Genomic DNA, 14,027 nt, shown 5'->3' with positions numbered 1-14,027 from the left:
CCCATGAGGCACGTCTCCCTTCCTGTCGTACTCATGGCCCTGGCGTCCAGCGGCTGCGGCGCCGACCCGGAGCCGTGTATCGCCGGCTGCCCCGACATCTCCGGGATGTACTCCGTGAAAACCGCGACCCCGATGGGGCAGTGCCCCTTCAGTCCCTATCTGCTCGCGCCCACCGTGCAACTGCAACAACTGGATGACGGGCGGAGGGCCCTGTTCCACGTCATCGATCCGTCCACGGGGCTCGAGATGCCACTGATCGGGGACGTCTACGCCCGCGGACGGAAGGAGGGGCCGGAGGTGCTCGGCTCGTTCCTGATCGACTCCGTCGTGGTGCGCTCCACCGGCGCCTCGGACGGGGGGACGCGGGTGCTGGAGCTGAGCGCCTCGGGCTCGGTGTCCCTTCGCCAGGGCCGCCGCGTGCTGACGGCGACCCTGAACACGATCGACATCACAAATGAGCCCAGCCCGGACAGGGGCTGTGTTAACACGCTCTCCATCACTGGCGAAGGAGACTGAACCGTGGCCAACGAGGCTCCTGTACCTGAGCCCAGTCATGGCCCCAGGCGCCGGAGGCCCTCGGCCTTCACATGGCTCAGCCTGGGGTTGAGCGCGATTGTCGGGGTGGCGATCGGCATCGGGAGCTTCACCTTCGCCTACGCGAAGGGGGCCTCGTACATGACGGACGATCCCACCGCGTGCGCCAACTGCCATGTGATGCAGGACCAGTATTCGGAGTGGACCAACTCCAGCCACCACACCGTGGCCGTGTGCAATGACTGCCACACGCCGCCGGGCTTCGTGGGCAAGTACCTGTCCAAGGCACGCAATGGCTGGCACCACTCGGTGGCCTTCACCGCGGGGGGCTTCCACGAGCCCATTCAAATCACCCCGCACAACCGCGCCATCACCGAGCAGCGCTGCCGCTCGTGCCACCAGCCCATCGTCCAGTCCATCGACGCGCACGCGGCCTCCACGCGGGACGAGCGTGACGATGGCTCCATCTCCTGTATCCGCTGTCACAACGACGTCGGACACGGACCCTGACCCCCACCCCTCCTCACGGAACCGCACTGTATGGAAGCTTCGCGTACCCGCCGCCGAATGACGCTCCTGCTCGCCGCGATGGTGCTCGCCGCGGGCGCCGCCGTAGGGGCCGCCGCGCTGGCGGTGAACATCATGGAGCGCAAGCAGGAAGCCCGGAACCCCTTCTACCGCGTCGTCGAGCTCACCGACGACACGGTGGACCCGGCCATCTGGGGCAAGAACTTCCCGCTCCAGTACGACGACTACCAGCGCACGGTGGACATGACGCGCACGAAGTACGGCGGCAGTGAGGCCGTCCCGCGCACGCCCACGGAGAAGGATCCCCGCACGGTGACGGCGCAGTCACGGCTGGAGGAGGATCCGCGCCTGAAGACGTTCTGGGCGGGCTACGCCTTCGCGGAGGACTTCCGCGAGGAGCGCGGCCACGCCTACGTCCTGGAGGACCAGCTCTTCACCGAGCGCCAGCACGTCACGAAGCAGCCGGGCGCGTGCTTGCACTGCCACGCCTCGGTGTACGTGACCTACAAGAAGCAGGGCGAGGGCGACATCATCAAGGGCTTCGAGAAGGTGAACGCGATGCCCTACCCCGAGGCGCGCAAGCTGGTGGAGCACCCGGTGGCGTGCATCGACTGCCATGACTCGCAGACGATGCAGCTGCGGGTGACGAGGCCGGGCTTCATCGAGGGCATCCGCGCGCTGAAGGCGAGCCAGGGCATCCAGAACTACGACGTGAACAAGCAGGCGACGCGGCAGGAGATGCGCACGTACGTGTGCGGGCAGTGCCACGTGGAGTACTACTTCAAGGGCCCGGAGAAGCGGCTGACGTACCCGTGGGCCAACGGCATCAAGATCGAGAACATCCTCACGTACTACACGGAGAACCCGCACAAGGACTGGACGCACGCGGAGACGGGGGCGCCGGTGCTGAAGGCGCAGCACCCCGAATTCGAGATGTACAACCAGGGCATCCACGCGCGCTCGGGCGTGGCGTGCGCGGACTGCCACATGCCCTACAAGCGCGAGGGGGCGCTGAAGATCAGCGACCACCACGTGCGCAGCCCGCTGTTGAACGTGAACCGGGCCTGCCAGACGTGCCACAACTGGCCGGAGGCGGAGCTGACGCAGCGCGTGACGACCATCCAGGACCGCACCTTCGAGCTGCGCAACCGGGCGATGGACGCGATGGTGGCGCTGATTGGGGACATGAAGGCGGCGAGGGGCGCGGGGAAGACGGACGCGGACCTGAAGACGGCGATGGAGCTGCAGCGGCGGGCGCAGTTCATGGTGGACTTCGTGGAGGCGGAGAACTCGATGGGCTTCCACGCGCCGGAGGAAGCGGCACGCATCCTGGGCATCGCCATGGACCTGGCGAGGCAGGGGCAGCTGGCGGTGAGGCAGCCGGACTACACGCCGAGCCTCTTCCCGAGCACGACCCCCTCGGTGAAACCCACGGAGCGAGAGGTGACCCCAGCGCCCGGGAGCGCGGCGGGAGGTACGGGAAGCGGCAGCCCGGGTGGGAGCGGCACCAGCCACTGAGGAGCGCGAAGGCGCCCCCCCGGCACGGGCTCCCACCCGCCCGAGCCCCCCTTCCCCCACCCCAAGCAACCACCCCGAGCAACCACCCCTCTCCCCCCGGGAGAGGGACGGGGTGAGGGTATCTGGCACCCCGGACTCCCCTCCGTGAGCCCCACCCGAGGGCTCCGGACCCGTCGGGGCCACCATTGGCCACCTGACAGACAGGGCGTGTAGGCGAGCAACCCTTCGTTCGCCTCGTTCGTTCATTGAATGGTCCGCTCTGGAGGAGCCGGAGTAGACTGCCCTGGAGGACAAACCCCATGGCGAACAGCAGCATCGAGCCGGCGCAACTCCCGTGGCAGCCGCACCTTCCCTGGATGGCTGGCTCCCTCGATGGGGCTCAGGGACAGGGTGTGCGCCAGACGTCGCCGGGTGGACTCAGGCCGGAGGCACAGGGTCCGAAGCGCATCCTGGTCGTCGACGATGACCCGGCCATCCTGAACGTGTGGCGCCGGGTGCTGGGGCAGAGATCGCGCCCCTCGTCGCTGGACAACCTGGAGAAGAAGCTCTTCGGAGGCGCTCCGCCGGCCACGGCCTCGACCGCTCCACCCGCCGCGTCCGCGGAGTCGGGCTTCATGATCGACACGGCCTCCCAGGGGATGGAGGGATACCAGAAGGTCATCGCCGCCCTGGAGGAGTCGCGTCCCTACACGTTCGCCCTCGTGGACATGCGCATGCCGCCAGGGTGGGACGGGCTGGAGACCATCATCCACATGCTGGAGAAGGATCCCCGGCTGGAGGTGGCCATCTGCAGCGCCTTCTCGGACATCTCCCGGGAGGAGGTGGCCAAGCGCATCGGCCGGGCGGACCTGCAGTGGCTGCGCAAGCCGTTCGATCTCGAGGTCGCCCGGGATCTGGCGCGCAAGCTGAGCGAGCAGGGAACACAGCGGCGTCTGTCCCGCTGAACCGATGATGAATTCATGATGGAGCCATGAGCCCCGGGTGCGGCCCGGCTCCCGGCGATGCGTCAGGGTTCTCCCATGACCCCATCCCGGCATCTGGCTGTCTCCGCCATTCTCCTGATGGCGGGCTTCCTCGCGTGTGGAGCTCCACCAGCACCCGCGCGGCTCCACACGGACACCATCAATCTCATCCTCGGGGATGAGAGCTTCCAGGAGCGCTTCGGGCGGCCTCCCACGGTGGAGGATGATGAGGATCTCCGGATCCGGGTCCACCTGGAATACGTGCTGGAGCGGCTGCGGCGGCGTTCCACGGCGGAGCTCTCCCCGGCCGCGCGCGAGGCCAGAACACGGAGTCTCGAGCGGCTGGAGGCCTATCTCCAGCGAGGCGAGTTCCCCCGGAACGACGGTCACCCCGATGCGCGGCGCCCCACCTTCATCGACTCGCGAGGACGCATCTGCGCGGTGGGGTATCTCTTCGAACAGGAGCTCGGCCGGGAGGCCGCCGGGGCGATTGCCGCCGGATACAAGTACGCCTTCATCCGGGAGATGGAGTCACCCCTGCTCAGGCAGTGGGCCGCCACCACGGGACTCGAGCTGGAGGAGCTGGAGATGATTCAGCCCACCTACCCGGCTCCCGCCGCGGACGATGATGAGGAGTATGGGCCCCGCTTCTCCCTGTTGGATCCCTTCGATGGAAGAAGCCACATCTCCCTCGCTCCAGGGTTCCTGTTCGATGGCGTGGGAGACGGCGTCCCCGTCCGGCTCGATCTCTCCACGTCCTTCATGGGGGGATGCGGCCTGGGCGCCTACGCGGCCGTGTCCCTGACGAAGCTCACGGGAGCGGAGCGCTCGGCCTCGGCACTGAGCAACCTCGACGTGGGAATGGCCTGGGGCCGGTCCATCTTCGGCGACAGCTGGCTCGTGCTCCGGGGAGGGCTGCTGCTTCCCACCGGGGACGAGGACGAGGTGGGCTCCTCCCTGAATGCTTCCGTGGCGGCGAAACGTCCATCCCAGGCCGTGCTGTTCCAGCCTGGAGCCCTGGGCGGAAGGGTGGGCGCCTCGGTGATTCTGGGCAGCGCCTTCTGTTCGTCCTGCACGCTCCGGCTGGAGGCCGGGCTGGATGGGTATTCCGCCTTCTACAATGCCTTTGAATTCTCCCCTCGCTGGGGAGCGGGGTTCTCCTATCGCTATCAATACCTCGTCACCATGCTCGAGATCGCGGGCGCCCGGTACGCGGAGAGCCCCTCCTCGAGGAGCAAGCTCCATCACTCCGTCGGATTCGCGTTGCGGCGCGCCACCGGCCAGCCGGGATTCCAGCCCGGGATTTCGCTCTCGGTACCGCTGGAGGATCGACTCCAGCGGTGGTTCCTGGGCTTCGATATGACGATGCGGTACTGACCTGGCGCCTCAGCGCCGCCGCTGGCCCACGAGCCGCTCGGCGGTGTCGATCACCTTCGCCTCGACGCTGGTGTTGTCCAGCTTGTCGATCTCCGCGATGCCGGTGGGGCTGGTGACGTTGACCTCGGTGAGCCAGTCGCCGATGACGTCGATGCCCACGAGGTACAGGCCGCGCTCCTGGAGCGAGGGCTTGAGGCGGGCGCAGATCTCCAGCTCACGGGGGGTGAGCGATGTCTTCACGGGAGTGCCGCCGGCGGCCATGTTGCCACGGTGGTCATCGTGGGCGGGGACGCGGAGGACGGCGCCACAGGGCTCGCCATCGACGAGGATGATGCGCTTGTCGCCCTGGCGGCTCTCGGGGAGGTAGGCCTGGACGACGATGGCCTTCTTGCCGCCGAGGGTGATGATCTCCAGGAGGGAGCGGGTGTTGCGGTCACCGGGCTGGAGGAAGACGATGCCCTGGCCGCCGAAACCCTCGACGGGCTTGAGGATGGTGCCCTGGGGGTGGCGGGCGACGAACTCGTTGATGGCCGTGAGATCGCGGGAGATGAGCGTCTCCGGCATGAGGTCGGGGAAGCGCAGACCGAAGAGCTTCTCGTTGGCGTCGCGGATGCCGGTGGGGTTGTTGACGAAGACGGGCTCGCGGCCGTTGCACAGCTCGACGAGCTGGGTGGCCTGGAGGAAGTCGGCGTCGACGGGAGGGTCCTTGCGCAGGAAGAGGACGTCGAGGCTGGAGAGGGGGCGGACCTGCTCGTCGAGGATGTCGAAGTGGTGGCCGGGCTCGCGGCGCACGGTGACGGTGCGCATGCGGGCTTCCGCGCAGGAGCCGCTGAAGCGGAGCCAGGGCTGCTCGAAGTAGCGCACCTGGTGACCGCGGCGCTGCGCCTCGAGCATGAGGGTGAAGGTGGAGTCATGGTCCACCCGGACCGTCTCGAGGGGATCCATGAGGAAGCCGAAGGTGAACGCGGCCATGGGGACAGGAGCCTCCTGGGGGGGTACGAGGATGATACCCGGTGAGTAGACGCACGGAGGCGCGAGCGCGACAGAAAAAGCACGTGGAGCGGGGGAGGGGGGACTACGGGTGACGCGGTGGAGATACCGGGGGTCCGGCGTCGAAGGGGCCGGATTCACTCGGGTGGCGGCAGAGCCCCTGGACACAGGAAGTGCCCGGGGGGCACGCGGGCCCACCGTCCGAGCAGGAGACCCGGGAGCAGGCCATCTTCAGCTCCAGGCGGGAATCCTCGTAGCGCGGAGGCCAGACGGAGCAGAGGCCACCCTCGGAGCAGGGCACCTTCTGGCAGTTGTTCCCGCGCACCACCGCGCAGACCGAGATGCCCTCTCCGAGGGAGACGCACTCCTGACCATTGGAACAGCCCGTCTCCTCGCAGGTGGGAAGGCAGGAGTGACCGTCGATCCCTTCGCGGCAGAAGAAGCCTTGTGGACAACTCGTTGGCTCATCCGGCTGGCAGGAGCGGCCGCACCATCCCGCGTTGCAGCGGAACCCCATCGCGCACGTCTCCTCTTTCACTCCCAGGGTCTGCACGCATGATTCACCCTCCTTCTTCAACCCAGGAGGGATACAAGTGCGTACCAGGGCCTCACTCCCTAGCGTACGGACCGTCCGACACAACCAGTCCTCACCGCACTGGAAGTCCGCCCGACACGTGCTGCCACCACAGAATCCCTGGCGCTCACCCGTGAAGTACAAGCAGCCAAGAGGAGATTCACACTCCTCATTTCCGGAACAATCGAGCCCGAAGGTCTGGAGTGCCTTCTGCTCATTCAGTGGAATGACGGGAGACACCTGCTCCCTCGTAGGAGACATCTCGACCCGCTGTTCCCGCCGAATCTCGCCGGCAAGAAGCATCAAGGGCACCGGCAACAACAACCCGGCGATGCCACCGAGAAGGGTGCTCCACCTCACTGGCACTCCACCTTGCATGGATACGAGGTGCAGTTACGGATCTCCACCTTGCCCTCGGGACAGTGTGGCCCCTCATCGTCATCCATCTCCTCTCGTCTCTCCTCCAGCTCGCGTCTTCGCTCCTCTTGCATGTCCTTGATGTCCTTCGCCATGGCCTGATCGAGCTTGCCACCCTTCCCGTACACATCCGGGCAGCCGGTCCCCAGGACCAACAATCCCACCACGGCCGCGAGCATTGCGCGTCGAGACATGAAAGCCCCCCCTGGAAACAATACCACCTGAGGGGTAGATGGAATCCGGTAGGGGCCGTGCATCATGCGTGAGAGGTGACCACTGCCAGACACAGCCATGGGGGAGGGGCTCTTGCTGTCACGCCCCGACTTCAAGGACGCTTCTCCCCCCGTGCCACTCGCCAGACCAGACAACCGGAGCGAGGCCTTCGTCCTCCACGAGCTGGATCGCCATCAGCGCCGGCGTGAGCAGGGCATCCCCACGCTCACCGTGCTCGCCGGTCCTCCCGGCACCGCGGCCTCCCTCTGGCGCCAATGGCTCGGCTCGCTCCACAGGTCCGGCTGCACCGTGCCCGTCTCGAACGAGGCCACCGTGGTCCAGTCCTGGATGGAGGCGCTCGCCCGCGTCAGGGAGCTCGAAGCCGATGCCGCGGATTTCCTCGGCACCTCCGGGGGTCTCGCTCCGGGTGAGCTCCACGCCCGTCTGAGAGGAAAGACAGCCCACGAGCGCGGTGTCCTCCTCCAGGAGCTGTTCTCCGCCGCTCCCGATGGAGATGCCTCCATCGCATGCAGGGGTCTGCTCCAGTCACAAGTTACCCACAATTCAGGGGCCCTCCCCGGCGCGGTACTCGATGCGCTCGATCGTGATCCCCTCCGAGCCCTCACGGCACTGCACGCCCTCATCCCGCACGGGACCGCTCCCGCGCTGCTGCTCACCGGCTCCGGCTCCGAGGAACTCGCACGCGCGGCACGCATGGCCTCGAAGCTGTGCGCCTCCCTCCCGTCCCTCGTCATCGCCCTGATCGCGGACCGGACCACCCTCGACTCCTACCTGCATGGCGGCGAGTCCCAGTCACTCGCCATGGTGCGCGAAGGTCTCATCGAGCTCGCCGCCCCCTCTCCCGAAGCATTCGGTGTGAAGCTCGAGGCACTCGGCGTCCAACCCTCGGAGGAACTCGCCCGCCCGCTGGCCAGGCTCGCCGCGGAGGGCGTCCCGGACGAGGTGCTCGCGCTCTTCGGTGAAGTGGTCCGCGAGCACCAGCGGGCCTCCCCACCCGAGGCCCCCGGCGACCGCGCTCGCAGCAAGGAGGAGCGCTTCCTCTCCGCCTTCCTCGACTCGCACCCCTCCACCCACGGGCTCTTCGAGCTCAATGCCTCTCCGGGCTTCCGCCTCGCGGGCCGCGAGGTGGAGGTGGATCTGCTGTCCCGGCGCTTCCGCCTCGCCATCGAGATCGACGGCTACCGCCACTTCCAGGACGCGGAGGCCTACCGGCGGGACAGGCGCAAGGACGCCGCGCTGCAAAGCAACGGCTACTTCGTGCTGCGCTTCCTCGCTCAGGACGTAGTGGCGCGGCTCGAGGAAATCCTCGACACTATCTCGGAAGTCATCTCGCATCGACGTGAGCTGGGAGGTTGAACATGCAGGGGCCTGAGGTTTCCAGGTTGGGTGAGCTGGCGCTCACGTGGCTGCTGACGCGCGAAGAGGGAAAGGGCGCCCGGAGCGAGCTCTCCCGCGCGCTGAAGTCCTTCGCCGAGCACCGCTGGACCGCCAGCGATTGGAACCACCATCTCGACGAGACACTCACGGCACTCGAGACGGGGGGGCTCGCCCAGCGCACCGCGCGCAATGGCCTCGAGCTCACCTCCCAGGGGCGGGCGCATGCGCTCGCGTGGCTCGGCGTGAAGCGGCTGCCCGACAACACCTCCTGGAAGAAGCTCAAGAACACGCACCTCCTGGCGCGCGTGCTGGAGCTGCCACCTTCCAACGGCAACCTGGCCCGGCTGGGCACCGCCGATGGCATGCGCGCGGTGCTCGTGCAGAAGCAGCTCGGCGGCGAGTCCCCCGGTACCAAGAGCCTCACCCAGGTGCGTGATGCGCTGTGCTGGAAGCAGCTCGGCGTGGACACGGACAAACCCTTCACCCTGGCCGCCGTCCAGGCGATGTTGCTCGCCCGCGTCCTGCAGGCCTCGCGCGAGGCCGAGCCCACCCAGGCCATGCGGCAGCTCGCGGCGAAGAGCGTGGGCGCGAAGCGCTCGGACGCGGAGAGCCTCCGTCTGGCGGCCCTGCGCTCCTGGCTCGTTCCCAGCCCGGAACCCGCGCCCGCCACGTCCACCGCGCCGGCCTCGCGCAACGTGCTGGCCACGCCCCCGGCTCCGGCTCGCGAGGATCTCCAGACCTTCGCCGACCGGGTACGGCAGGCAGCGAAGGCCTCGACCAGCGGGCGCTTCGGTGAGGACAAGATCTTCATCTCCCACGTCTGGCGCGCCCTCCAGGGCCAGGTGCGGGGCCTGGACGAGCAGGCCTTCAAGAGCCGGCTCGTGGAGGCCAACCGGGCCCGGTTCCTCTCGCTGAGCCGCGCCGACCTGGTGGAGGCCATGGATCCCGCGGATGTCGCCGACTCGGAGACCCGCTACCTCGGCGCCACCTTCCACTTCATCTCCCTGTAGTCGCTTCTCCTCTCCCACGGTTGCCAGGGACTCCCCATGAGCCCGTCCGATCTCCGCCTCTCCGCCTTCCTCTCGGACCGCACCGAGGTCTTCCACTCCATCCAGCACCGCCACGAAATCTGGCGGCCGGATCCCTTCGACGTGGAGCGTGTGCACCAGGACGCACGTGCCTCCTTCGAGCGGCTGCTCACCCGCGCCACCACCCCGCCCGGCCTGAGCTCGGGGCGCATCCTGCTGCTGCTCGGCGAGTCCGGCTGCGGCAAGACGCACCTGGTGCGGGCCTTCCGCGCCCGTGTCCATGAGCAGTCCCTGGGCTTCGTGGGCTACCTGCAGATGACGACGTCCACGGGCAACTATGGGCGCTACGTCCTCTCCAACCTCATCGAGTCGCTGGACCAGCCCTACTTCGAGCCCTCGCAGCCCGGATCCGGGTTGATGAAGCTCTCCAGCGCGCTCTTCTCGCGCTGCGGCAAGTGGGCCGCCAGCCTCACGCAGACCGATACGGATGCGGACGACGTCCACCAGATCGTCAGCGACGCGGCCGACGAGCTCATCGATCAGCCCGCCTTCAAGGAGGTGGAGCTGGATCTGCTGCGCGCACTGCTCTACCTGCAGCGCGGCGAGTCGCGCATCAAGAACCGTGTCCTCAAGTATCTGCGCTGCGAGGATCTCTCGGATCCGGATCGCAAGGTGCTCGGCGGGATGGTGCCGCGCGTGCACGATGAGGATCCGAAGAGGATGGTGGAGCATCTGGGCCGGCTCATGCGGGCGCTGGGACACTCGCTGGTCATCTGCGTGGACCAGCTCGAGGACATGTATGATCAGAACAACGCGGGCGAGCCCTTCCGGCGCGCCATCCAGACGTTGTGCGATCTGGCCGATCGCGTGCCCTCGTCGCTGGTGGTCATCAGCTGCCTGAAGGACTTCTGGACGAAGCTGAGCCCCTTGCTCACGCGGCCGATGCTGGACCGCGTCACGTTGGATCCCGCCCCCATCGATCTGCACAGCCTGCGCACGGCGGAGGAGGCGCGGCTCATCGCGGAGAAGCGGCTGGAGTACCTCTACGATCAAGAGAACGCGCCCTTCGATGCCGCGGAGCCCACGTACCCCTTCCCCCACGAGAGCTTCGAGGCCCTCGCGGGCATGCGGGCCCGCGACGTGCTCAACGAGTGCCGCCGCTACCGGGAGCTCGCCATCCGTCTGGGCCATCTGCCCGAGCACTTCCCGCTCGTGGAGGGGCTGACGAAGCCGGACGCCCCGGAGACCATCACCGAGACCACGTCCGTGTCGGAGCTGGATCCGCTCTGGAACGACTTCCGCACCGGGTACAAGGGCTCGACGCCGGATGATGACTCGGAGCTGGCGGTGCTCCTCACGTGGGCCCTGGGCGTCAGCACGGAGGAGTTGGACGGAGGCCACCGTTTCGACGCCAGGACCCTGGGCGAGTCCATCCAGGTGGATGTGCTGCCCGGCGACACGAAGCTCCAGGTGGTGCTGTGCAACAGCAAGCCCAATGGTGGGGCCCTCGCGAGGGAGCTCGAGCAGGCGCGGAAGAATGCCAAGGGCCGCACGCCCGTCGTCGTGCGCACCACCGTCTTCCCCAGCAATCCCAAGACGCAGGCGGCCGAGGAGCTCGGCAAGCTCATCGCCAAGGGAGGGCGGCGCGCTGTGCTCGAGGACAGTGATTGCCGCACCCTGCTCGCGCTGCGGGACTTCCGTGCCCAGCACGAGTCCCGTGCCGACTTCGCCGCCTGGCTGCGCTCGGCCCGGCCCCTCACCCAGACCAAGGCCCTGCGCGACATCCTCGACCTGGAGAACCTGCGTCCCGTGGCCCGCACGCCTCCGGCCCAGGTGTCCGCGAAACCCGCCGTCTCGCAATCCGCCGTCATGCTGGAGCCGAAGCCCGCGGCGGGGTCGGCACCGCCGCGTCAGGCCGAACCGCCCCAGGAGCCTCCCCGGAAGCAGGAGCCCATGCGCATCGGTGAGCTGGAGAGCCTCTCGCGCGACACCGTCAATCTCACCCCCAAGGAGCTCATCCAGCACGCCGCTTTCCTGGGTGGCTCGGGCAGCGGCAAGACGACGCTCGCGCTCAACGTGGTGGAGCAACTGCTCCTGCAAGGCATTCCGGCCATCCTCGTGGACCGCAAGGGAGACCTCGCCGGGTACGCGAACGATGCCGTCTGGACGCGTCCCCTCGATGACCCGCGCCGCTCCGAGCGCCGGGCCCTGCTGCGTGATCGGCTCGACGTGGCGCTCTTCACGCCCGGGCATCCCCACGGCCGCCCGCTGGCCATTCCCATCGTCCCGGACGGGCTCGCCTCACTGTCCGAGTTCGATCGCAAGCAGGCCACGCAGCTCGCGGGCGACGCGCTCGGCGGCATGCTGGACTACAAGCACAGCGGGCGCGACAAGTCGTGCCGGACCGTCCTCGCGCAAGCGATCGATCAGCTCGTGCAGCTGTCGCCCGCCGGCGTCACCCTGGAGAAGCTCGTCTACTTCATCGACGAGAAGGATCCGCGGCTGGTGAACGCCGTGGGCAAGCTGGACACGAAGCTGTTCGAGAAGCTGGTGCAGGATCTGGAGACGCTGCGAATCAGCTCCTCGGCGCTGCTGGGCAGTGGAGGGGAGAAGCTCGACATGGAGCTGCTGCTCGGCCGGGGAGTGCACGCGCGGCCCGGGAAGACGCGCCTGAGTGTCATCAGCACCAAGTTCCTCGGCGACACCGACAAGGTGCTCTTCTGGGTGTCCCAGCTGCTCATCGAGGTGTCGCGCTGGCTGGGCCACCATCCCTCCACCACGCTGCAGGCGGTGCTCATGTTCGACGAGGCGGACATGTACCTGCCGGCCACGCGGCAGCCGGCCACCAAGCAGCCGATGGAGAACCTGCTGCGGCGGGCGCGCTCGGCGGGCCTGGGGGTGATGCTCGCCACGCAGAGCCCGGGGGACTTCGACTACAAGTGCCGCGACACCATCCGCTCGTGGTTCGTGGGCCGGGTGAAGGAGAGGAACTCGCTGGAGAAGATGAAGCCCATGCTCAGCGAGGCGCGGGTGGACTTCACCGCGAAGATTCCCAACCAGACCACCGGTCAGTTCCACGTGCTGCGCGAGGGCAACGTGCAGCCCATCAAGGCCGATCCGTCGGTGCTCGCCACCGAGCAGCTCCCGGATGATGAGTTGTTGCGGCTCGCGGCACTCACGCTGCCCGCGGCGGACACCCGGCGCACGGGCTCCTGACAAATCCCCTCTCCCAAGGGGAGAGGGGGCATGCGCAACACAGCGCTATTCCACCTTCGGGAGCAGGCCGGCAAGCCAGTTCGTCACCGCGTCCGAGTCCTTGCTGATCAACCCGAAGTGGATTCCAAGTTCCGGATCAGGGGCCGGCGGGACCAGAAGGTACGGCCTGTACGTGACCTTGTCTTCCCCGTTCGTTTCCTTGAGCTGCTCCACGAGGATGGTGGTGAGGGCCGCGTTCACGCGCTGGTCCGCCACGGCCTGCGAAATCCGGATCGGCGCCTGGATGGAGAGGTTCGGGTGCATGTCCCTGAACTGCTTGAACAGCGCGAGCCTGCTCGTGCTCTTGTCCGAACGAAAGAGCTGCTTCCCCGTCAACTTCCCCCAGGAGTCCGTGCTGCCCAGCCTTATCCGGCCCCGCTCCTCGACATGGTGGTACACCTTGAGGGCCTCCGGCCCCAGCACGTCCTCCGGCTTGATGCTCGGATCCCCGGCGAAGGCTCCGGAGAGGAACAGGGCGATGAAGGCATTGCCCTCATCGGGTTCCTCCCCCTCACAGGCGAGCGTGACGAGCGTTCCGATCGCGGAGGCGGGGGCCATCGCCGCCACGCCGTGCAAGGTGAGCTCCGGTGTCCACTCTGGCGCGTGGTGCGCGCCGAACAGTGCCGCCTGACCTCCCTGCGAGTGGCCGACGATGGCGAACTGATCGGAGAGCTCCGGGTGGAGCTGGCGCGCGGCCCGCACGATGTCGAGGATGCCACGGGCCTGGGACTTGCCGAGCAGGTAGGGATGAGGGCCCTCGGTGCCGAGGCCCTCGTAGTCCGTCATGACCACGGCCCAACCCCGGTCCAGGAACTTGTTGAGCAGGGGATGCGGGAAGACGTTGAAGCGGTGCGCCTCCCCGTCCACGACGTCACGGGACGGCGCGCAATGGTCGGCGCAGCCCACGGTGCCATGCGCCCAGCTGATGACCGGATAGCCACCGTCGATGGGCGCCTTCTTCGGCAGGGCGATGATGCCCGAGACGGCAATGGGCTTACCGTGAACGCTCTCCGAGAGATACACCACGAGCTCGTTGCTCCGGGCGTTGGCGAGGCAGGCCGGGCTGTTGCTGTCGAGATCGCGGTACCAGATCACGTCACCATGCGTGCCCTTCAGCATGGACGCGGGCGGACGATAGGCCTCCAGGCCCTCGGGGGCCTTCGGCGGTTGGACGGTGGTGGAAGTGGTCATGATTGGCTTTGGGTAGGTGGGGAAGGAAGGGAGAGAGCGGGT

11 protein-coding genes are annotated in these 14,027 nt (G+C 67.7%); 8 read left to right on the top strand and 3 right to left on the bottom strand.

The genetic code is table 11. The annotated features are described in order from the left end of the window. The first annotated feature begins 114 nt into the window (after positions 1-114). The 5 genes from BO221_RS08015 to BO221_RS07995 all read left to right on the top strand — a co-directional run bounded on the left by BO221_RS08015 (position 115) and on the right by BO221_RS07995 (position 4,919). Positions 115-516, top strand: a complete 402-nt coding sequence (locus tag BO221_RS08015) for a hypothetical protein (protein WP_143195333.1) — start codon at positions 115-117, stop codon at positions 514-516. 87 nt (positions 517-603) lie between these two features. Beyond that, positions 604-1,044, top strand: coding sequence for a cytochrome c nitrite reductase small subunit (gene nrfH, locus BO221_RS08010; protein WP_255408446.1), 441 nt, complete (start codon positions 604-606; stop codon positions 1,042-1,044). A 30-nt stretch (positions 1,045-1,074) separates the two neighbouring features. Then, the gene (locus BO221_RS08005) at positions 1,075-2,580 is read left to right on the top strand and encodes an ammonia-forming cytochrome c nitrite reductase subunit c552 (protein ID WP_073559798.1); all 1,506 of its coding nucleotides are present in this window, start codon (positions 1,075-1,077) and stop codon (positions 2,578-2,580) included. Positions 2,581-2,879: 299 nt separating this feature from the next. Continuing rightward, positions 2,880-3,524, top strand: a complete 645-nt coding sequence (locus BO221_RS08000) for a response regulator (protein WP_083680846.1) — start codon at positions 2,880-2,882, stop codon at positions 3,522-3,524. Positions 3,525-3,599: 75 nt separating this feature from the next. Next, a complete protein-coding gene (locus BO221_RS07995) occupies positions 3,600-4,919 on the top strand; it encodes a hypothetical protein (protein ID WP_143195332.1) in 1,320 nt (439 codons plus the stop codon). Between the two features lie 9 nt (positions 4,920-4,928). Here BO221_RS07995 and gshB read toward each other — a convergent pair whose 3' ends face one another. Continuing rightward, on the bottom strand, positions 4,929-5,891 hold the full coding sequence (gshB, locus tag BO221_RS07990; RefSeq protein WP_073559796.1) for a glutathione synthase: 963 nt from the start codon (positions 5,889-5,891) through the stop codon (positions 4,929-4,931). 948 nt (positions 5,892-6,839) lie between these two features. Next, a complete protein-coding gene (locus BO221_RS07980; RefSeq protein ID WP_143195331.1) occupies positions 6,840-7,094 on the bottom strand; it encodes a hypothetical protein in 255 nt (84 codons plus the stop codon). Positions 7,095-7,206: 112 nt separating this feature from the next. On the opposite strand from BO221_RS07980, the gene BO221_RS07975 reads away from it, so the two are divergent. The 3 genes from BO221_RS07975 to BO221_RS07965 are packed head-to-tail and all read left to right on the top strand — an operon-like array spanning position 7,207 to position 12,755. Further along, positions 7,207-8,490, top strand: coding sequence for an endonuclease domain-containing protein (locus BO221_RS07975; RefSeq protein ID WP_233165782.1), 1,284 nt, complete (start codon positions 7,207-7,209; stop codon positions 8,488-8,490). 2 nt (positions 8,491-8,492) lie between these two features. Continuing rightward, the gene (locus BO221_RS07970) at positions 8,493-9,521 is read left to right on the top strand and encodes a hypothetical protein (RefSeq protein WP_073559793.1); all 1,029 of its coding nucleotides are present in this window, start codon (positions 8,493-8,495) and stop codon (positions 9,519-9,521) included. 36 nt (positions 9,522-9,557) lie between these two features. Then, positions 9,558-12,755, top strand: a complete 3,198-nt coding sequence (locus BO221_RS07965) for an AAA family ATPase (RefSeq protein ID WP_073559792.1) — start codon at positions 9,558-9,560, stop codon at positions 12,753-12,755. A gap of 45 nt (positions 12,756-12,800) precedes the next feature. Here BO221_RS07965 and BO221_RS07960 read toward each other — a convergent pair whose 3' ends face one another. Further along, positions 12,801-13,985, bottom strand: coding sequence for an alpha/beta fold hydrolase (locus tag BO221_RS07960; protein ID WP_073559791.1), 1,185 nt, complete (start codon positions 13,983-13,985; stop codon positions 12,801-12,803). Positions 13,986-14,027: the final 42 nt, after the last annotated feature.

Source organism: Archangium sp. Cb G35 (assembly GCF_001896145.1).
Classification (GTDB): Bacteria; Myxococcota; Myxococcia; order Myxococcales; family Myxococcaceae; genus Archangium; species Archangium violaceum.
This window is presented reverse-complemented; position numbering and strand designations above follow the sequence as displayed.